This is a genomic window from Streptomyces sp. NPDC059582 (assembly GCF_042735715.1).
GTDB lineage: Bacteria > Actinomycetota > Actinomycetes > Streptomycetales > Streptomycetaceae > Streptomyces.
In genome coordinates this window covers 133,123-151,615 of the sequence record NZ_JBHWCC010000017.1, presented here as the reverse complement: position 1 = coordinate 151,615, position 18,493 = coordinate 133,123, and the positions used below count along the sequence as shown (strand labels likewise).

Genomic DNA, 18,493 nt, shown 5'->3' with positions numbered 1-18,493 from the left:
CGCACGATCTGACACCCCGACGCCGTCAGCTCCGCGATCTGCTGCAACGTCGCACCGATGTCCGACGTACGCGTCGTCGTCATCGACTGCACCGACACAGGGGCCCCGCCCCCGACGGCCACCGGCCCGACGTGGATCTGCCGCGACTCGCGTCGCTCGGCGATCGGCCGGGCCGGCACCTCGGGAACGCCCAAGGAGACGGCCGTCATGCTGTCACTCGCGGTTTCCGGAGACGGTCTCCCGCATGGCGCGCAGCGACTCCTTCAGCGAGCCCATGGTGGCGAGGACGGCGGTGGGCTCGTAGCCGCAGTGCGCCATGCAGTTGGCGCAGCGCGGGTCCTTGCCGCGGCCGTACTTGTCCCAGTCGGTCTCCTCGATCAGCTCACGGTACGTCGGCACGTATCCGTCGCTCATCAGGTAGCAGGGGCGCTGCCAGCCGAAGAGCGAGTAGTTCGGGATCGCCCACGCCGTGCACGGGAAGTCGACCTTGCCCTCCAGGAAGTCCAGGAAGAGCGGGGAGTGGTTGAGCCGCCAGCGGCGCCGGTTGCCGCCCGAGAAGGCCTTCTTGAACAGCTCCCGGGTCTGCTCCACGCCCAGGAAGTGCTCCTGGTCGGGCGCCTTCTCGTAGGCGTAGGCGGGCGAGATCATCATCTCGTCGACCTTCAGGTCGTCGTTGAGGAAGTTGAGCACCTCGATGATGGTCTGCGGGGTGTCGGTGTTGAAGAAGGTCGAGTTGGTGGTCACCCGGAAGCCGCGCTGCTTGGCCTCCTTGATGGCCGCCACGGCCTCGTCGAACACGCCCTCCTTCGCCACCGACTCGTCGTGCCGCTCGCGCAGCCCGTCGATGTGCACGGCGAAGGCGAAGTAGGGAGACGGGGTGAACTTCTCCATCTTCTTGCGCAGCAGCATGGCGTTGGTGCAGAGGAAGACGTACTTCTTCTTGGCCACCAACTGCCGCACGATCTCGTCGATCTGAGGGTGCATCAACGGTTCGCCGCCGGCGATGGACACCATGGGCGCGCCGGATTCGAGCACCGCGCCGACGGCCTGGGCGACCGGCATGCGCTGCTTGAGGACACCCGCCGGATGCTGGATCTTGCCGCAGCCCTCGCACTTCAGGTTGCACGCGAAGAGTGGTTCCAGCTCCACGATCAGAGGGAACTTCTCCCGCTTGCGGAGCTTCTGTTCAGCCAAGTATGTAGCGACCTTGATGGACTGACGCAGCGGCATGGCCATCTGGGCTCACCTCCGGGGGAGCAGCAAAGAACGGTGCCATTCGAAGAAAGCGGGTAGAACGGAACGAAGAACGCGGAAAGCTGATATTCCACCGCGCACCGTGCCGATCCGGACGAGTTCATGTTCAGGAGCGTCCACGACCACCCGTACGGCCGCAACCGGGCGCTCGCCCGCCTGTACGGCGCTCAGCAGCGTGGCGGCCGACTCCATGTCGACCGCGATCGCGCCGGTCGCGAGCAGATCGGACCGCTCCGGTCCGCGCACGACGTGGTCGGAACCGATGAGGGGCCCGGTGTGGACGGTGCGCCCGGGCACAGTGCGCACGAGTTCCTTGACGAGCAGTTCGGTGCCGAGGCACGGAACGTTTCCGCGCGGGTCCCGGGTCTCCTCGGCGACCACCAGGTCGCCGGGGTGCATCCCCGGGGCGAGTCCCGCGCAGAAGCCGGTGGCCAGCACGGCGGCCCCGGCGAGCGGCTGGCCGGCCAGCACCCGGGCGACCGAGCGTTCGGCCGCCCTGGATCCCATGCCGGTGCGCAGGACCGTGACCGGCCCGCCCGCGCCGCCGCGGTCGCCCATGCGCAGCGCGAGGTGCTCGATGCCGAGCGCGCAGGCGATCAGCAGCGGGGCCGGGGCCGGCGTGGTGCTCATCCGCCCTCCCCGGCCTCGGCGAAGGGCTCCCCGTGCACGTAGCGGCCGAGCGCGGTGAGCGGGAAGACCTGACGATAGAGGTGGTAGTTGATGGAGAAGTCCCAGGGGAAACCGGTTCCGGTGAAGTACGGCTCGTCCCAGGAGCCGTCCGCCCGCTGGGTGGTCGCCAGCCACTCGACGGCGCGTTCCACGGCCTTGGAGCTGCGCTCCCCCGCCGCGAGCAGCGCCATCAGCGCCCACGCGGTCTGCGAGGCGGTGGAGGCGCCTCTGCCGCTCCACTCCGCGCCGTCCTGGTAGGAGCGCAGATCCTCGCCCCAGCCGCCGTCGTCGTTCTGGACCGACTCCAGCCAGCTCACGGCCCGGCGGATCGCCGGGTGCGAGGCGGGCAGTCCGGCGGCGGTCAGGGCCGGCACCACCGAGCCGGTGCCGTAGATGTAGTTGACGCCCCAGCGCCCGAACCACGAGCCGTCCGGCTCCTGTTCGGCCAGCAGCCACTCGATGCCGCGCCGGGTACGCGGGTCGTGGGACATGCCCTCGACCGCGAGCATCTCGACGACGTGCGCGGTGACGTCCGCGGACGGCGGGTCGATGACCTCCCCGAAGTCGCAGAACGGCAGCCGGTTGGGGAACGGGCTGGTGTTGTCGACGTCGAAGGCGCCCCACGCCCCGTTCTTCGACTGCATGCCGAGGTTCCAGCGCACCCCGCGCCCGATCGCCTTCTCCATGCGTTCCGGGTCGTGGTGCTTGATCCGGCGCAGCGCGAGGACGACCTCGGCGGTGTCGTCGATGTCGGGATAGTTGTCGTTGTGGAACTCGAACGCCCAGCCGCCCGGCGGGAGTCCGGGCCGCTTCACCGACCAGTCGCCGGGCCGCACGATCTGCTCGCCGAGCATCCAGTCGGCGGCCTTGACGAGCTGCGGGTGGTCGGCGGGCAGCCCCGCGTCGGCGAGCGCGATGGCCGCGAGACAGGTGTCCCACACCGGCGACTGGCAGGCCTCGATCATCCGGGCGCCGTCCTCGCGCCAGACGGCGAACCGGTTCAGCGACTCGAGTCCCGCGCGCATCACGGGGTGTTCGAGGTCGTAGCCGAGCAGGGACAGCGCGATGACCGAGTACACGGCAGGCGGCTGGATGCCGCCCCAGCAGCCGTCGTTCTCCTGCCGCTCGACGATCCAGCGGGCCGCCGAGTTCAGGGCCGCCCGGCGCAGTTTGCGCGGCGCGACCTTGCGCAGCACATGCAGCGCCTTGTCGAGCCGCTGGAAGGCGCCGTCCCAGCTCGCCACCGGGGCAAGAGGCTTGGGCGGGTTGGGCTGGGCGGGGTCGGTGTGCAGCTCGTCGAGAGCGAAGGGCGCCGGGCGCACCGGGCGCTTCGCCGAGACGATCGTCAGCGGGACGATGGTCTGGCGGGCCCAGCAGCCGAAGTCGTAGATGTTGAGCGGGACCCACTTGGGGAAGTAGATGATTTCCGGCGGGAGTTCGGGCAGGTCCTCCCACTTCCACCAGCCGAACAGGGCCAGCCAGATCCGGGTGAAGACCCGGGCGGCGGCGATACCGCCCCGGGCGCGGATCCAGGCCGACGCCCGCGCCATGTGTGGTGCGTCCGGGGCGTCACCGGCCAGGCGCAGGGCGACGTACGCCTCGATGGTGGTGGAGAGTTCGCCGGGACCGCCGTAGAAACCGGCCCAGGTGCCGTCCTCGCGCTGCTCGCCCCGGATGAAGAGGCCGGCCGCGCGGGTCGTCGTCTCGTCGGCGATGCCCAGGAACTGACGCAGCAGCAGGTCCTCGGCGTCCATCGTGACGTTGGTCTCGAGGTCGCCCTTCCACCAGCCCTCGGCGTCCTGCCGGGACAGCAGGAAGTCGGTGGCGCTCCGCACCGCGCGCAGGGCGGCTTCGGGTACCCCGGCCGCCGCGGGGGTGGTGATGTCGGTGTCGCTGGCCGCGGCAGCGCGGGGCGGCAGGGCCCCGGCGCTTCCGTCGGTCGTCGCTGTCATGGCTTCCCCTTCGTGCAGTCGTACGAGTCGTGCTGCTGTGGGTCCGCCGTCGGCCGGTGTGCCACTACCCGCGACACCGGCCGGCGACTACGCGAGGGCTATTCGACCGATAGTGATCATCTCTTTCGTACGACGACGAAGTCGGCGAGCGCCGTGAACCGGGCCCGTACCTGCTCGGGCATGTCGACGGCGTGCAGCGCCTCGATGGCGACGGTGTGCTGCCGGCGTGCCTCCTGGGCGGTCCACTCACGGCCGCCCGCCTCCTCGATGAGCGCGGCGCGGGCCGCGAACTCCTCCTCGGAGAAGGTCGCGAAGTCGCTGCTCTTGGCGTCGGCGGCGAGGATCTCGCCGAGCCGCGCGGAGGCGGGGCCGCCCGCCGCGAGCGCGGCCACCACCGGCAGGGACTTCTTGCGCTGGCGCAGGTCGCTCCAGGTCTGCTTGCCGGTGGCCTCCGGGTCGCCCCAGATGCCGAGGAGGTCGTCGACGGCCTGGAAGGCCAGGCCGAGGTGGTAGCCGTACTTCTCCAGGGTGTCGGCGGTGCGGTCGTCCGCGCCGCCGAGCACGGCGCCGATGGAGCTGGCGCAGGCCAGCAGGGCGCCGGTCTTGTTGCCCTCCATCTCCAGGCACTCCTCGACACTGACGCGGTCGCGGTGCTCGTAGGAGATGTCCTGCGCCTGGCCGTCGATCAGGGCGCGGGTGGCGGTGGTCAGGCGGCGGGTGGCGCGGCCGGCCTCGACGGTGCCGAGCTCCAGCAGCACCTCGTTGGCGAGGGCGAACAGGGCGTCGCCGACCAGGATCGCCTGGGCGGGGCCGTGCACCTTCCAGACGGTGTCACGGTGGCGGCGCTGTTCGTCGCCGTCCATCAGGTCGTCGTGCAGGAGCGAGAAGTTGTGGACCAGTTCCACGGCGACCGCGCCGGGGATGCCGACCTCGGGAGCGGCTCCGGTGACCTCGGCGGAGAGCACGGCGAGCGCGGGGCGGACGGCCTTGCCGCCGTCGCCGGCGGTGGGGTTGCCCGCCGCGTCGATCCAGCCGAAGTGGTAGGCGGAAACGGTGTCCATGGGCGGCGCCAGGCGGTCGACGGCAGCGCGCAGCACCGGTGTGGCCAGGGTCCGGCCGCGCTCCAGGAGCGCGGTCACGTCCACCGCGTCGGCAGCCGGGGAGGCCGGGGGCACAGTGGGCACAGTTTCTCCTCTTGTTGCGGTGCCAGGGGTGCGGGGGCCTGCCGGGCCGTGCTGATCGAGCATCAGGCCGCCTCCTCGAGGGCGAAGAGGTGGTGGGGGCGGGGCCGGCCCAGGGCGCTGAGCGCGGCGTCCGCCGCGCTCACACCGCTGCGGACCGCACTCTCCATGGTCGCGGGCCACCCTGTGGCGGTCCACGCGCCGGCCAGGTAGAGGCCGGGGGCTCTGGTGCGGGCGCCGGGACGCAGCCGCCCGACGCCGGGGGTGGGAGCGAACGTGGCCGTGCGCTCCCGGGTCACGAAGAAGTCGCGCACGTCCGCTCCCCGGGCGAGCGGCAGCAGCCGCTCCAGCTCGGGCAGGTAGCGCTCGCGCAGCACGGCGACGGGTTCGTCGATCTCGTCCTGCGCGGCCGACTGGGACAGGGCGAGGTACTGGCCCGCGCGCAACCCGGAGGCCGCCGTGCGGTCGAAGACCCACTGCACCGGGGTGCCGAGGCCCGCGAAGAAGGGCTTGTCGAGCACCTTGCGGTCGTACACGACATGGACGTTGAGGATCGGCGCGGTGCCGATCTCCAGCAGCTGTCCGGGGGCGTCGAGGGCGCCGGGCGGCAACAGGTCGTACGTCTCGCGCTGCGGTACGGCGAGCACGACCGCGTCCGCTTGCAGCGTCTCGCCGGGAACCTGAACGCTCCACCGCCCGTTGTCGTTTGAGGAGACGGAGGTGACGCGTGTACGGACCTCGGTACGGACGCCCGCGGAGTCGAGCGCCTTGCGGGCCAGGCGGTCGTGCAGTTCGCCCAACGGGACATGCGCCCAGCCGATGTCGGCGGCGCCCGGGTCGGACAGCAGACCGGTCTTGAACACCATCGCGGCGAGCCCGAGGGACGCGTCCCCGGCCACCGCGTTGAGGGTGGCGACCCCCACCAGGTCCCACAGTGCCTCGATGGCCCGCGCCGACTGACCGTGCGCGGCCAGCCAGCTGCCGAAGTCCTGTGTGTCCAGGGCCGGATCGGCGAGGTCGAGTCTGCTGAGCGCCAGTGCGGCACGTCCGACCGCGGCGCGTTCGGCGAGCGAGAGATGCGGGTAGGTCGCCAGGCTGCGCCCGAGGTGCAGCGGCACCGGCAGGGCGTCGCGCCGCAGTCTGCCGAGCCGACGGCCCGCGGGCCGGTCCACGTCGAGAACGGGCACGTCGAGACGATCCTGCAACGGCGCCAGCGCCGATCCCTCGATGCGGTCGAGGAACCAGCGGTAGGCGGTGCAGCAGCGCAGGTACACATGCTGGCCGTTGTCGACGGTCAGGTCGCCGCGCTGGAAGGAGAAGGCCAGGCCGCCGAGTCTGGGCCGGCCCTCGACCAGGGTGACGCGGACACCGGCGTCGGCGAGTGCGAGCGCGGCGGTGACACCGGCCAGCCCGCCGCCGACCACGACGGCGTGCCGTCCGGCCGCCGCGGTGGCGTCCGCGGGCAGCGCGGGCTGCTGTGCGTCGCTCATCGTGCACCCTCCCCTGCGGACCCGTCGTGCCGCTCGAACCGTGCACGACAGGCCGTTGCAGTCAGGGACGCCGCCCCCGACCGGAGGGTTGCGTGCCGCATTTCTCCGATGGAATCACCTTGGCCCACATTGTCCATCAGGTGCGCCTCCGGATGGTCCGCCGGGACACGTGCCGGGTGTCGAGTCCGGACAGTCCGCGCACGGCGACGTAGGCCTTCTCGCGTCCGGGCAGCGAGACCCGGCCGCGCAGCACGGCCTCCGGGTCGCGCTCGATGCGGTCGAGCAGACGCCGGTAGATGCCGGCCATGGCGGCGACACAGGCGCCGCTGCGCCGGTCGAGCATGGGCAGCAGCCGGTAGCCCTCCGCGAAAAGGGCCCGTGCCCGGCGCACTTCGAAGTGCACGAGGCCCGCGAAGTCGGAGCCCTCCGGCGGCTTCGGTCCCTTGAACCCGGCGGAGCAGCCGAACTTGGCGAGGTCGTCGGCGGGCAGATAGGTGCGGCCGCCCTCGGCGTCCTCGCGGACGTCTCGGAGGATGTTGGTGAGTTGGAGCGCGAGCCCGAGCGTGTCGGCATACTCCGGCGCGCGCTCGGCACCGCGCGCCCCCCGCTCGGTACCGAACACCCCGAGCGACAGCCGCCCGATCGCGCCGGCCACACAGCGGCAGTAGACCTTCAGGTCGTCCCAGGTCTCGTAGGTCTCGCCGCGCACGTCCATCTGCACGCCGTCGATCAGCTCGTCCAGGCCGCCCAGCGGGATCGGGAAGGCCTCGGCGGCATGCGTGAGGGCGACGGCGACCGGGTCGGTGTCGTCCTCGTCCACCCCGCCGTCACGGATCCGGGTCAGCAGCGCCCGGGTGTCCTCGAGCCTGGCCACCTTGACGTCGTCGGCCAGCGTGCCGTCGCCGATGTCGTCGACACGGCGCGAGAACGCGTACAGCGCGGACATCGCACGCCGCTTGGGCGTGGGCAGCAGCCTGATGCCGTACGCGAAGTTACGGGCCTGCTGTCCGGTCACGGCCTCGCAGTAGCTGTAGGCGGCGAGTACCGGTGCGGACACGTGTTGTTCCGACTCCACGGTCCGGATCACCCCTCTCCTCGCAGAGTCACGCCCACCTCGCGCAGCAACTGGAGCTTGCCGGGCTTGGGCGGGCCGGGAAGTACGTCGTATTCAGCGGCGGCGATCGCGCGGACCGCCGCCCTTCCCCCCGCCACGAACCCCGCGAGCAGCAGCTTCAGCCTGCCGTGGACGCTACCCACCAGAGGGGCGCCTTCATTCAGGAGTTCGCGGGCGCGTTGCGCTTCGTATGCGACCAGTGCGCGCACCGATGCGCCCGCGGTGTGCGTGGCGAGATCCGCTTCCTGGACGTGAAAGCGCTTCATGTCCTCGGCGGGCAGGTAGATGCGGTCGCGGCCGAGGTCCTCGGCCACGTCCTGGAGGTGCTCGACGATCTGGAGCGCCGTGCAGATCGCGTCGGAGAGACGCATCCGCTCGGGGGTCGAGGTGCCGGTGACGGCGAGGACGAGGCGGCCGACGGGGTTGGCGGACAGCTCGCAGTAGGCCAGCAGGTCGTCGTAGGTCTCGTAGCGCCGCACGACCTGGTCCTGGCGATTGGCGGCGATCAGGCCGAGAAAGGGCTCGGGGGTCAGCGAGCGACGGCGGACGGTCGGCTGGAGCCGGCGCAGCAGGGGGTGGCGCGGGGTCGCGTCGAAGACCCGGTTCAGGTCGGCCTCGAAAGCGTCGAGAAGGACGAGCCGGTCCTCGGCGGCCGTGGCCGACACGCCGAGCAGCCGGGCGTCCGCGCCGCCGGGGGCCAGGTCGCCGTCGCCGATGTCGTCGACGAGCCGGGCGAAGCCGTAGACGGCCATGAGGTCGGCGCGCCAGTCCCTGGGCAGGAAGAACGGGGCCACGGGGAAGTTCTCGCTCGCGGCCTTGTCGAGCGTGCCACGCTCCGGATCACCGGTGCGGGCCGGGTCGGTTCCCGTCACCGCGGGCTGCCCTGGGCGGGGACGGCACATGCTGCGCTGAGCTGGGGAGTTTCCGTAGCCATTGCCGTCACATCTCCCGTTCTACACCGCTGACCCAATGCACACTATTTCGGACACGCCGCCCGGCCGTCCGCGCGGCGGCCCTGAGAGCGGGTGTCGCGCATTATCGCCCCACTTGCCGTGTTTCGGGACCAGTACAGCTTACGTTGTACAACGCAGTGAGGTCCTCGGGGGTGTCCTGGACATCACAACAACACACCGATTGGTGTCAAGATTCCTAGGACGGGCAGGAGTTGACGTTTCCTTTGCAGACGCGGGGCCCCGCCGGAACAGTTCCGGCGGGGCCCCGGGCGATTCGGGCTACTTGCCCGTGAACTTCTCGTACTCCTTGAGGACCTCGTCGGTGGGTCCGTCCATGCGCAGCTCACCGCGTTCCAGCCACAACACGCGGTTGCAGGTGTCACGGATGGACTTGTTGCTGTGACTGACCAGAAACACCGTGCCGGCCTCCTTGCGCAGCTCCCGGATGCGCTCCTCGGAGCGGATCTGGAACTTGCGGTCACCGGTGGCGAGCGCCTCGTCGATCATGAGGACGTCGTGGTCCTTGGCGGCGGCGATGGAGAACCGCAGGCGGGCGGCCATGCCGGAGGAGTAGGTGCGCATCGGCAGAGTGATGAAGTCGCCCTTCTCGTTGATGCCGGAGAAGTCGACGATGCTCTGGTAACGCTCTTTGATCTCCTCCCGGGACATGCCCATGGCGAGGCCGCCCAGGATGACGTTCCGCTCGCCGGTGAGGTCGTTCATCAGGGCCGCGTTGACGCCGAGCAGGGAGGGCTGGCCGTCGGTGTAGACCTTGCCGCTCTCCGGCGGCAGCAGACCGGCGATGGCCCGCAGCAGCGTGGACTTGCCGGAGCCGTTGGAGCCGATCAGGCCGATGGCCTCGCCCCGGTAGGCGACGAAGGAGACGCCGCGCACGGCGTGCACCTTGCGCACACCCCGCTCCTCGCCGCGCTTGACGATCCGGCTCAGGGCGGCGGTGGCGCTGCCCTTGCCGGCCTTGGCGCCGTTGACGCGGTACACGATGTGCACGTCGTCGGCGATCACGGTGGGGCGCGTGTCGCGCTGCGGCTGCTCAGCCACGGCCGTACCTCTCCTCCGCCTGCCAGAAGTAGATGAACCCGCCGATGGCGAACAGGGCCGCCCAGCCGCCCGCGGCCGCCCAGACGTGGTCGGGCAGGTTCTCGGAACCGTAGTCCTCGATCAGGGCGAAGCGCATCAGGTCCATGAAGATCGCCGCGGGGTTCCACTGCAGGACCGTGGCGACCCACTGCGGCTTGTCCGCGAGCATGATCGGGATGGAGAACATCACGCCGGACGCGTACATCCACGTCCGCATCACGAACGGCATGAGCTGCGCCAGGTCCGGCGTCTTGGCGCCGGCCCGGGCCATGATCAGGGCCAGGCCGGTGTTGAAGAGGAACTGGAGCACGAGGACCGGCACGATCAGCAGCCAGGACAGGCTCGGGTAGCTGCCGAAGCCGATGGCCACGATGAACAGCACGAGCATCGAGTACAGCAGTTGCTGGAGCTGCTGGAGCGCGAAGGACACCGGCAGCGCGGCCCGCGGGAAGTGCAGGGCACGGACCAGGCCGAGGTTGCCGGAGATCGCGCGCACGCCCGCCATCACCGAGCTCTGCGTGAAGGTGAAGACGAACACGCCCGTGACCAGGAACGGGATGTACACGTCCATCGACATGCCGCGGCTGGCCTTGAGGATCAGGCCGAAGATGAAGTAGTACACGGCCGCGTTCAGCAGCGGGGTGGCCACCTGCCAGATCTGGCCGAGCTTGGCCTGGCTGTACTGGGCGGTCAGCTTCGCCTGGGAGAAGGCGAGGATGAAGTGCCGGCGTCCCCACAGCTGGCGGACGTACTCGCCGAGCGACGGCCGGGCACCGCTCACGGCCAGCCCGTACTTCGCGGCGAGCACCGCCGCCGTGAGGCCCTCGTCGGGCGACGGGGCCGCGCTCACCGCGACTCCGCCGTCATGCGTTGTCTCACTCACAAGTGGAACCTTCGTCTTCGAGATGCTCGGCCTGTGCGTGCTTGGCACGAGCCCGGGCCGTGGCACAGCCCGCATGTTCTCAGGAACGAGCCTGTCAGATGACCGGGGGGCGGCCCAGTCGGGTCAGCCGCCACACCGTACGCCACTTCATGGGCCGACGCGGTCCGCACGATGTGGTCCATCCCTCCCGGAACCCGCCGAACCAGGCCCGGAGGGCCGAGCGCGAGGGCCGGCGCAACAGCGTCAGCAGCAGCCAGACACCGAGGTAGACCGGGACCAGGGGGGCCGGCAGATTGCGCCGGGCCAGCCAGACGCGGTTGCGGGCGACCATCCGATGGTAGACCGCGTGCCGCGAGGGCGCCGTCGTCGGGTGGTACAGCACCATGTCGGACCGGTAGTCGATCATCCAGCCCGCGTCGAGGGCCCGCCAGGCCAGGTCGGTCTCCTCATGGGCGTAGAAGAACGCGTCCGGCAGGCCGCCGACCTCGGCGAAGACCTTCGTACGGACCGCGTTCGCGCCGCCGAGGAAGGTGGTGACCCGGGAGGAGCGCATCGGGTCGGCGGCGCGCAGCCGCGGCACGTGCCGGCGCTGGGTGAGACCGGTCTCGGGGTCGGCGATGCGGAAGCTGACGATGCCGAGGTCCGGGTCGGCCTCGAAGGTCTGCCGGCACAGTTCGGCGGTGTCGTGATGGGCGAGGAGGCCGTCGTCGTCGAGGAAGAGCAATATGTCGACGTCGCGGCCGCTGGGGCCGAAGGCCTCGATGCCGACGTTGCGGCCGCCGGGGATGCCGAGGTTCTCGGGCAGCTCTATGGTGCGCACGGCCTCGGGGACGTCCGGGACGGGTGAGCCGTTGCCGACGACGACCATCGCGACGGGGTCGCCGTCCTGCTTGGCGACCGAGTCGATCAGGGCCCTGAGCTCGTCGGGACGGTTGCCCATGGTGATGATGACCGCGCCGACCTTCATGCCGCTCACCGCAGCCTGCTCGACGCGAGGATGGACACCAGGTGCAGCAGCGTCTGCAGCAGCGCGATGCCGGCCAGCACGGCGACGCCGAGCCGGGAGAAGAAGAGGTCACCGCGGACCTGGTCCAGCACGGCCAGGACCAGGATCAGCAGGGACGCCTCGATGCCCAGCACCAGCCGGTGGAACTTCAGCGCCGCGGCGGCCCGGCGGGCCAGCGCCATGCCGGACGAGCGCGGCTCGGACGCCGCCTCCTTTACGGGCGGCAGGCCGCCCTGGTGCCGGGCGACGCCGACGAGGTCGGTCTCCGCCTTGATCAGGATCGCGCCGAGGGCGGCCAGGGTGCCCAGGAACGCCCAGAGCCAGTCGATCCGGCCGCTGCCCCACAGGTCGGCGGCGCGCAGACCGAAGCCGACCAGCACCGCGGCGTCGGTCAGATAGGCGCCGACCCGGTCCAGGTAGACGCCGCCGAGCGAGAACTGCTGCTTCCAGCGGGCGACCTCGCCGTCGACGCAGTCCAGCAGCAGGTACATCTGGACGCACACCACACCGAGGACGGCGCCCGTGATCCCCGGCACCAGCAGGGCCGGGGCCGCGAGCACGCCGAAGACGGTCATCAGGTACGTGAGCTGGTTGGGCGTGACCCTGGTGTTCACCAGAAAGCGGTCGACGCGCAGGGACACCTCTCGCATGTAGAGGCGCCCCATCCAGTGCTCACCGCTGCGCCGGTCCTTCACCCCCGCGGGGTGGACGACCGGACGGAGTTCAGCTACCGATGGCCTTGACATAGTCGGCGTAGATGTCCTTGATCTGTTCGGTCTTGAGGTCGAGGTGTTCGAGGATCGTGTAGCGGCCGGGCCGGGTCTCCGGAGCGAATGCCACGACCCGGACGAACTCGTCCGTGGTGAAGCCGATCTCCTCCGGGAGTACCGGCAGCCCGTGCCGGCGCAGTACCTCGGCCATGTACGCGGACTCCTCGTGGGCTCCGCGCAGGTACATCGCGAAGGCCGCGCCCAGTCCGCACTGCTCGCCGTGGGCGGCGGCGCGCTGAGGGAAGAGCAGGTCGAAGGCGTGGTTGATCTCGTGGCACGCGCCGGAGGACGGGCGGGAGTCGCCCGACACCGACATCGCGATGCCGCTGAGGACCAGCGCCTCGGCCAGCACCTGGAGGAAGGCGTTGTCGCCGACGCCGCCCGGGTGCCGGAGCACCGCCTCGCCCGCCTGGCGGGCCATGGCGGCGGCGAGGCCGTCGATCTTCTCGCCCTTGACGCGGTGGGCGAGCTCCCAGTCCGCGATGGCCGAGATGTTGGACACGGCGTCGCCGATGCCGGCCCGGACGAAGCGGACCGGGGCCTCGCGGATCACGTCGAGGTCGATGACGACCGCGATCGGGTTCGGCACACCGTAGGAGCCACGGCCCGCGTCGTTGTCGAGGGTGGCGACCGGCGAGCACAGGCCGTCGTGCGCGAGGTTCGTCGGGACCGCGACCAGCGGGAGGCCGACGCGCGCCGCGGCGAACTTGGCACAGTCGATGATCTTGCCGCCGCCGAGTCCCACGACCGCGTCGTAATGGCCGGCCTTTATGTCGCCGGCCAGCCGGATCGCGTCGTCGAGGGTGCCGCCGCCGACTTCGTACCAGGTGGCACCGGGCAGCGAGGGGGCGACGCGCTCGCGCAGCGTGGCTCCCGAGCCGCCGCTGACGGCGACGGCGAGCCGGCCGGAGTGCGAGATGCGCTCGTCCGCGAGCACACAGCCGAGGTCGTCGAGGGCACCCGGGCGGATGTCCACGACGACCGGGGAGGGAATGAGCCTCGTCAGTACCGGCACGCGATCTCCCGCCCCCTGGCCAGATCGTCGTGGTTGTCGATCTCGACCCACTTGACGTCGCCGATCGGTGCCACGTCGATCCGGAAGCCCCGGTCGACGAGTTCCTGGTAGCCGTGCTCGTAGAACTGCTGCGGGTCGGTCTCCCACACCGTCTTCAGCGCGTCGGCCAGCTCGGGGGCGGCGTCGCCCTCGATGAGGGTGACGCCGATGTACTCGCCGGTCGCCTCGGCGGGGTCCATCAGCTTGGTGATCTTCGTCATGCCCTGGTCGGCGCCGACGACGACCTTCATCTCCTCGTCGGCCAGGGACTTCACGGTGTCCAGGGCGAGGATGATCTTCTTGCCGTCGCCGCGGGCGGCGAGCAGCGTCTTCTCGACGGAGACCGGGTGGACGGTGTCGCCGTTGGCGAGGATCACGCCGTCCTTGAGGGCGTCACGGCCGCACCACAGGGAGTAGGCGTTGTTCCACTCCTCGGCCTTGTCGTTGTCGATGAGGGTGAGCTTCAGGCCGTACTTCCGCTCCAGGGCCGCCTTGCGCTCGTAGACGGCTTCCTTGCGGTAGCCGACGATGATCGCGACCTCGGTCAGACCGATCTCGGCGAAGTTGCCGAGCGTGAGATCGAGGACGGTCGGTTCGCCCTCTATGCCCGCGGGCCCCACCGGCACCAGAGCCTTGGGAAGGCTGTCGGTGTAGGGGCGCAGGCGCCGTCCGGCGCCGGCCGCCAGCACGAGGCCGATCATGCGGGTTCTCCTTCATCGTGTACGGCGGGTGCGCCGCCCTGATGGGCGGACACCCAGAAGCGGATGCTCTCGACGAGCACCACCAGGGCGACGGCCACGGCCACCACCGTGAGCGCGACCGTGAACTGCGCACCGGTGAGCACCGCGGCCAGCACGCTGACCAGCAGCGTCCGTCCTTCCTGCCCCCCGATGGCGCGCACCAGCCAGGCCGGGGGCGCTCCGGCGTCACCGCGGATGCGGTACACCGTGTCGTAGTGATGGTAGGCGACGGCGGCCACGAGCCCGAAAGCCGCAGGAAGTGCTCCGTTCACGTCGGCTTTGGCTGCCAGCAGCAGGACGGTGCCGTATTCGGCGGCGCGGAAGAGCGGCGGGACCAGCCAGTCGAGAGCGCCCTTGAGGGGCTTCACGACGGCTTCGGAGGACAGCAGGACATAGACCCCGGCGGCCAGGACGACCGGCCAGCCCGGCCCGTCGAACCAGGCCGCGCAGAGCATGAGGGCGGCCCCGGCGACGGCCCACAGCAGGGCCGGGCCGCGTGACCTGCCGGGCAGGACGCGCGCGAGCAGTTCGGCCAGCGGCCCGTTGTCCGCGAGGTCCGCGAGTGCCCTCGCCGCCCGGTCCGTGCGCCGCGCCTTGCGCGTCAGCGACCGCAGCACGCGCCCGGCCGTGGTGTACGTCGCGGCGAAGGCGCAGCCGACGAGCAGCGCGTAGAAGGTGATCCGGGGTGTCGTCAGCGCCGTGAGAACGGCGATCATCGCCCATCGTTCGCCGATGGGCAGGACTATCATCCGGCGCGCCCAGACCGTCCAGCCGACGCTGTCCAGCTTGTCGGAGAGGGCGGCGGTGGGGCTGGTGTTGGCGTCGGCGTCGTGGTTGGCCTCGTTGAAGGAGAAGTCCACGACGTGCCGGCACGTCTGGAGGATCATCGCGCCCAGGGCGAGGGCCCACACGTCGTCGCCGCCGCGGGCCGCGCCGAGGGCGAGACCGGCGTAGTAGGCGTACTCCTTGGCCCGGTCGAAGGTGGCGTCCAGCCAGGCGCCGAGGGTCGAGTACTGGAGCGAGTAGCGGGCGAGCTGACCGTCGGTGCAGTCCAGTACGAAGGACGCGATCAGCAGCACGCCGGCCGCGACGAAGCCGCCGCGGCTGCCGGTGGCCGCGCAGGCCGCCGCGATCAGCGCGGTGATCAGCGAGGCCGTGGTGACCTGGTTCGGGGTGAGGCCCCGGCGGGCGCACCAGCGGGCGAGGTAGCGCGAGTACGGGCTGACGCAGAACGTGGTGAAGAAGCCGTCACGGGCCTTCACGGCCGACTTCAGGCGTACGGCCTCGTCGTCGACGGCGGCGACGGCCTGCCGTGCCTCGTTGCGGGCCTGCGGGTCGGCGGGGACCACGGCGACGAGCGTGCCGAGCTCGGGGCGGCGGACGTCGGCTCCGTCGGCGTCCAGGGCGCTCGCGATGCGGTCGGCGAGGCTGTCGCCGGCCGGAGTGGTGCCGCCGCTCGCGGAGCTCTCCCGGGCCATGGCGCGGGTCAGCTCCTGCCGGCCCGCGGGCTGGGCGGTCACGGCACCCGGCACCGCGGCGAGCGGGAACCGCGGGTCGGTCAGGCCGAGCCGCAGCGCGTGCGGGTGGCCCACGAAGCGGGCGTCGACGACGGCGACCCGCTCCTCACCCGGTATCTGGGCGAGCAGTGTCTCCGCGCCGGCGGTGTCGGCGGCGATCCGGACGTCGAAGCCCAACGACCGCAGATCGGTCTCGATCGACGATCCGGGGACCGGCTGGCCGGTGAGGATGGCGGTCGACAACCGAACTCACTCCCTGGGTGCCGGCGCGTAGGCGCCGGTCATGTGCACGATGGGGCGCCCCTTGCCTGTACCAGGCGGGCGGCATGTCGGCAGAGGCTATCCGATGCCGGGAGGGCCGTGTTCACCGCCCGTTCACGGTCCGATCAACGCGGCCTGTCCTGGCCTTTGCCTGCCTCTGCCGAGATCATCATGGGTGATGGGCCGCCCGGCCCACAAACCCGCGCTCGCGGACCGGGGGTCCGGACGGCGCCGGGGGGCCGGGGCGTCCGGCATAGGGTGGGCGACCATGACATGGCTGATCACCGGCGGAGCCGGTTACATCGGGGCGCATGTGGCACGGGCCATGGCCGGGGCCGGGGAGTCCGTCGTGGCCCTCGACGACCTCTCGGCGGGCGTGCCGACGCGGCTTCCGGCGGGCATCCCGCTCGTCGAGGGTTCGGCGCGCGACGTCGACCTGCTGAAGCGGGTCCTCGCCGAGCACGCGGTCACGGGCGTGGTGCATCTCGCGGCCCGTAAGCAGGTGGCCGAGTCCGTCGCGCAGCCGACCCGCTACTACCAGGACAACGTGGGCGGTCTCGCCACGCTGCTGGAGGCGGTCGCGGGCGCCGGGGTGAAGCGGTTCCTGTTCTCGTCGTCCGCGGCCGTCTACGGCAACCCGGATGTGGACCTCATCACGGAGGACACCCCCTGTGCTCCGGTGAACCCTTACGGCGAGACCAAGCTGGCCGGGGAGTGGCTGGTGCGGGCGGCGGGCCGGGCGCACGGCATCGCGACGACCTGTCTGCGCTACTTCAACGTGGCGGGCGCGGCGGCGCCGGAACTGGCCGACACCGGTGTCTTCAACATCGTCCCCATGGTGTTCGACCGGCTCACCCGGGACGAGGCCCCGCGGATCTTCGGCGCCGACTACCCGACGCCGGACGGCACCTGTGTCCGTGACTACATCCACGTCGCCGACCTGGCGGAGGCGCACCTCGCGGCGGCCCGCCGGCTGTCCGCGCCGGGAGCGTCGGGCGACCTGACGGTGAACATCGGCCGGGGCGAGGGCGTCTCGGTGCGTGAGCTGGTCACCCTCATCGGCGAGGTCACCGGCGACACCCGTCCGGCCGTCGTCGAGGCACGGCGGCCCGGGGACGCCCCGCGCGCGGTCGCCTCGGCCGCACGGGCCGCCGCGGAGCTCGGCTGGACGGCCCGGCGCGGAGCGCGCGAGATGGTGGAGTCGGCGTGGCAGGGGTGGCTGCGGCACCACGGCGGCTGAGCCGCAGCCGCGCCTCCACGGGCCCTGACCTGCACTTCGTTTACGCAGGTCAGGGCATATGACAACGGTGTTCAGTGCCGCGTTGCCGGATACCCCCCACCCGTAGTTGACTGTGATCCCGGGCGGATCACAGGAGGCGTTTCCCATGGGGGCAGGGCACGATCACGGTCACGCGCACGGCGCGCCGGTCACCGGGACGGCGGCCGCGGCGTACCGGGGCAGGCTGCGCGTCGCGCTGTCGATCACGCTCGCCATCATGGTGGTGGAGATCTTCGGCGGTGTGCTCGCGGACTCCCTCGCGCTGGTCGCGGACGCGGCGCACATGGCGACGGACGCGCTGGGGTTGGGCATGTCCCTGCTGGCCATCCATGTCGCGAACCGGCCGCCGAGCGCCCGCCGCACCTTCGGCTACGCCCGCGCCGAGATCCTCGCCGCGCTGGCCAACTGTCTGCTGCTGCTCGGCGTCGGCGGCTACGTCCTGTACGAGGCGGTGCAGCGCTTCGTGACGCCCGCCGACACCGAGGGCGGGCTGATGATCGTGTTCGGCCTGGTCGGTCTGGTCGCCAACATGGTCTCGCTGACCCTGCTGATGGGCGGGCAGAAGGAAAGCCTGAACGTGCGCGGCGCGTTCCTGGAGGTGGCGGCGGACGCGCTGGGGTCGGTGGCGGTGCTGATCTCGGCGGTGGTGATCCTCACCACCGGCTGGCAGGCGGCCGACCCGTTCGCCTCGATCGTCATCGGCCTGATGATCGTGCCGCGGACGGTGAAGTTGCTGCGCGAGACCCTCGACGTGCTGCTGGAGGCGGCCCCGAAGGACGTCGACATGGCGGAGGTTCGGGCGCACGTCCTGGCGCTGGACGGCGTCGAGGACATCCACGACCTGCACGCGTGGACGATCACGTCCGGGATGCCGGTGCTGTCCGCGCACGTCGTCGTGCGCTCCGAGGTCCTCAACGCGATCGGCTACGAGAAGATGCTGCACGAGCTCCAGGGCTGCCTGGGCGACCACTTCGACGTGACCCACTGCACCTTCCAGCTGGAGCCGGGCGGACACGCGGAGCACGAGGCGCGTCTGTGCCACTGAGGACGGCGGCGGCTGTGCCACTGGGGACAGCCCACGTGGTCTGTCCGGTCCCTCCGGTCTGTCCGGTCCCTCCGGTCTGTCCGGTCCCTCCGGGCCCCCTGGGCCGGGCCCCCTGGGCCCCCGGCCCCTGACCCCTGGCCCCTGGCCTCGCGCCTCAATGACCTCCCGGGTCGATAACCCGACATTTGCCCGCCCCCGGTCGGGACGGTTCTCCGGCCGACCCGCCG

The 18,493-nt window shown here is 71.2% G+C and carries 18 protein-coding genes; 2 read left to right on the top strand and 16 right to left on the bottom strand.

Features of this window, described 5'->3' with window-relative positions:
- The 16 genes from ACFV0T_RS17375 to ACFV0T_RS17300 form a co-directional block, all read right to left on the bottom strand.
- Positions 1–209: flavodoxin-dependent (E)-4-hydroxy-3-methylbut-2-enyl-diphosphate synthase (locus ACFV0T_RS17375; RefSeq protein WP_385779337.1), on the bottom strand; the 209-nt coding region annotated here is incomplete at its 3' end.
- A gap of 4 nt (positions 210–213) precedes the next feature.
- On the bottom strand, positions 214–1,236 hold the full coding sequence (hpnH, locus tag ACFV0T_RS17370; protein WP_385779335.1) for an adenosyl-hopene transferase HpnH: 1,023 nt from the start codon (positions 1,234–1,236) through the stop codon (positions 214–216).
- A 6-nt stretch (positions 1,237–1,242) separates the two neighbouring features.
- A complete protein-coding gene (locus ACFV0T_RS17365) occupies positions 1,243–1,884 on the bottom strand; it encodes a 1-hydroxy-2-methyl-2-butenyl 4-diphosphate reductase (RefSeq protein ID WP_385779333.1) in 642 nt (213 codons plus the stop codon).
- Entirely contained in the window at positions 1,881–3,875 is a 1,995-nt protein-coding gene (shc, locus tag ACFV0T_RS17360; protein WP_385779332.1) for a squalene--hopene cyclase, read from the bottom strand. Before shc ends, ACFV0T_RS17365 begins: the two co-directional genes overlap by 4 nt.
- A 116-nt stretch (positions 3,876–3,991) precedes the next feature.
- Positions 3,992–5,122: a polyprenyl synthetase family protein gene (locus ACFV0T_RS17355; RefSeq protein ID WP_385779330.1), complete on the bottom strand. Its 1,131-nt coding sequence runs from the start codon at positions 5,120–5,122 to the stop codon at positions 3,992–3,994.
- Positions 5,122–6,546 carry a hydroxysqualene dehydroxylase HpnE gene (gene hpnE, locus ACFV0T_RS17350; RefSeq protein WP_385779328.1) on the bottom strand — a complete coding sequence of 475 codons (1,425 nt, stop codon included), beginning with the start codon at positions 6,544–6,546 and terminating at the stop codon, positions 5,122–5,124. The genes ACFV0T_RS17355 and hpnE overlap by 1 nt, the downstream gene beginning before the upstream one ends.
- Positions 6,543–6,647: a DUF6380 family protein gene (locus tag ACFV0T_RS17345; RefSeq protein WP_385779350.1), complete on the bottom strand. Its 105-nt coding sequence runs from the start codon at positions 6,645–6,647 to the stop codon at positions 6,543–6,545. The genes hpnE and ACFV0T_RS17345 overlap by 4 nt, the downstream gene beginning before the upstream one ends.
- Before the next feature lie 35 nt (positions 6,648–6,682).
- On the bottom strand, positions 6,683–7,633 hold the full coding sequence (hpnD, locus tag ACFV0T_RS17340; protein ID WP_385779326.1) for a presqualene diphosphate synthase HpnD: 951 nt from the start codon (positions 7,631–7,633) through the stop codon (positions 6,683–6,685).
- Positions 7,630–8,532 carry a squalene synthase HpnC gene (hpnC, locus tag ACFV0T_RS17335; protein WP_385779324.1) on the bottom strand — a complete coding sequence of 301 codons (903 nt, stop codon included), beginning with the start codon at positions 8,530–8,532 and terminating at the stop codon, positions 7,630–7,632. Before hpnC ends, hpnD begins: the two co-directional genes overlap by 4 nt.
- Before the next feature lie 360 nt (positions 8,533–8,892).
- On the bottom strand, positions 8,893–9,672 hold the full coding sequence (locus tag ACFV0T_RS17330; protein WP_385779322.1) for an ABC transporter ATP-binding protein: 780 nt from the start codon (positions 9,670–9,672) through the stop codon (positions 8,893–8,895).
- A complete protein-coding gene (locus ACFV0T_RS17325; protein WP_385779320.1) occupies positions 9,665–10,594 on the bottom strand; it encodes an ABC transporter permease in 930 nt (309 codons plus the stop codon). The genes ACFV0T_RS17330 and ACFV0T_RS17325 overlap by 8 nt, the downstream gene beginning before the upstream one ends.
- A gap of 94 nt (positions 10,595–10,688) precedes the next feature.
- The gene (locus tag ACFV0T_RS17320) at positions 10,689–11,561 is read right to left on the bottom strand and encodes a glycosyltransferase family 2 protein (protein WP_385779348.1); all 873 of its coding nucleotides are present in this window, start codon (positions 11,559–11,561) and stop codon (positions 10,689–10,691) included.
- Between the two features lie 5 nt (positions 11,562–11,566).
- Entirely contained in the window at positions 11,567–12,346 is a 780-nt protein-coding gene (locus ACFV0T_RS17315) for a CDP-alcohol phosphatidyltransferase family protein (protein ID WP_385779318.1), read from the bottom strand.
- On the bottom strand, positions 12,324–13,385 hold the full coding sequence (locus ACFV0T_RS17310) for an iron-containing alcohol dehydrogenase family protein (RefSeq protein WP_385779316.1): 1,062 nt from the start codon (positions 13,383–13,385) through the stop codon (positions 12,324–12,326). The genes ACFV0T_RS17315 and ACFV0T_RS17310 overlap by 23 nt, the downstream gene beginning before the upstream one ends.
- Complete coding sequence (locus tag ACFV0T_RS17305) at positions 13,373–14,125, bottom strand: sugar phosphate nucleotidyltransferase (protein WP_385779314.1); 753 nt, start codon at positions 14,123–14,125, stop codon at positions 13,373–13,375. Before ACFV0T_RS17305 ends, ACFV0T_RS17310 begins: the two co-directional genes overlap by 13 nt.
- Positions 14,122–15,924: a DUF5941 domain-containing protein gene (locus ACFV0T_RS17300; protein ID WP_385779312.1), complete on the bottom strand. Its 1,803-nt coding sequence runs from the start codon at positions 15,922–15,924 to the stop codon at positions 14,122–14,124. Before ACFV0T_RS17300 ends, ACFV0T_RS17305 begins: the two co-directional genes overlap by 4 nt.
- Before the next feature lie 286 nt (positions 15,925–16,210).
- On the opposite strand from ACFV0T_RS17300, the gene galE reads away from it, so the two are divergent.
- Together galE and ACFV0T_RS17290 are read left to right on the top strand one after the other, a co-directional pair.
- Positions 16,211–17,182 carry a UDP-glucose 4-epimerase GalE gene (galE, locus tag ACFV0T_RS17295; protein WP_385779310.1) on the top strand — a complete coding sequence of 324 codons (972 nt, stop codon included), beginning with the start codon at positions 16,211–16,213 and terminating at the stop codon, positions 17,180–17,182.
- 145 nt (positions 17,183–17,327) lie between these two features.
- On the top strand, positions 17,328–18,266 hold the full coding sequence (locus ACFV0T_RS17290) for a cation diffusion facilitator family transporter (protein WP_385779308.1): 939 nt from the start codon (positions 17,328–17,330) through the stop codon (positions 18,264–18,266).
- The last annotated feature ends 227 nt before the right edge of the window (positions 18,267–18,493 follow it).

Excerpts from the sequence above, each read along its gene's own strand:
- shc (WP_385779332.1), bottom strand. The coding sequence starts at position 3,875 with ATGACAGCGACGACCGACGGAAGCGCCGGGGCCCTGCCGCCCCGCGCT.
- hpnE (WP_385779328.1), bottom strand. The coding sequence starts at position 6,546 with ATGAGCGACGCACAGCAGCCCGCGCTGCCCGCGGACGCCACCGCGGCG.
- ACFV0T_RS17320 (WP_385779348.1), bottom strand. The coding sequence starts at position 11,561 with ATGAAGGTCGGCGCGGTCATCATCACCATGGGCAACCGTCCCGACGAG.
- ACFV0T_RS17365 (WP_385779333.1), bottom strand. The coding sequence starts at position 1,884 with ATGAGCACCACGCCGGCCCCGGCCCCGCTGCTGATCGCCTGCGCGCTC.
- ACFV0T_RS17305 (WP_385779314.1), bottom strand. The coding sequence starts at position 14,125 with ATGATCGGCCTCGTGCTGGCGGCCGGCGCCGGACGGCGCCTGCGCCCC.
- hpnH (WP_385779335.1), bottom strand. The coding sequence starts at position 1,236 with ATGGCCATGCCGCTGCGTCAGTCCATCAAGGTCGCTACATACTTGGCT.
- ACFV0T_RS17290 (WP_385779308.1), top strand. The coding sequence starts at position 17,328 with ATGGGGGCAGGGCACGATCACGGTCACGCGCACGGCGCGCCGGTCACC.
- ACFV0T_RS17345 (WP_385779350.1), bottom strand. The coding sequence starts at position 6,647 with ATGCGGCACGCAACCCTCCGGTCGGGGGCGGCGTCCCTGACTGCAACG.
- galE (WP_385779310.1), top strand. The coding sequence starts at position 16,211 with ATGACATGGCTGATCACCGGCGGAGCCGGTTACATCGGGGCGCATGTG.
- ACFV0T_RS17355 (WP_385779330.1), bottom strand. The coding sequence starts at position 5,122 with ATGCTCGATCAGCACGGCCCGGCAGGCCCCCGCACCCCTGGCACCGCA.
- ACFV0T_RS17315 (WP_385779318.1), bottom strand. The coding sequence starts at position 12,346 with ATGTCAAGGCCATCGGTAGCTGAACTCCGTCCGGTCGTCCACCCCGCG.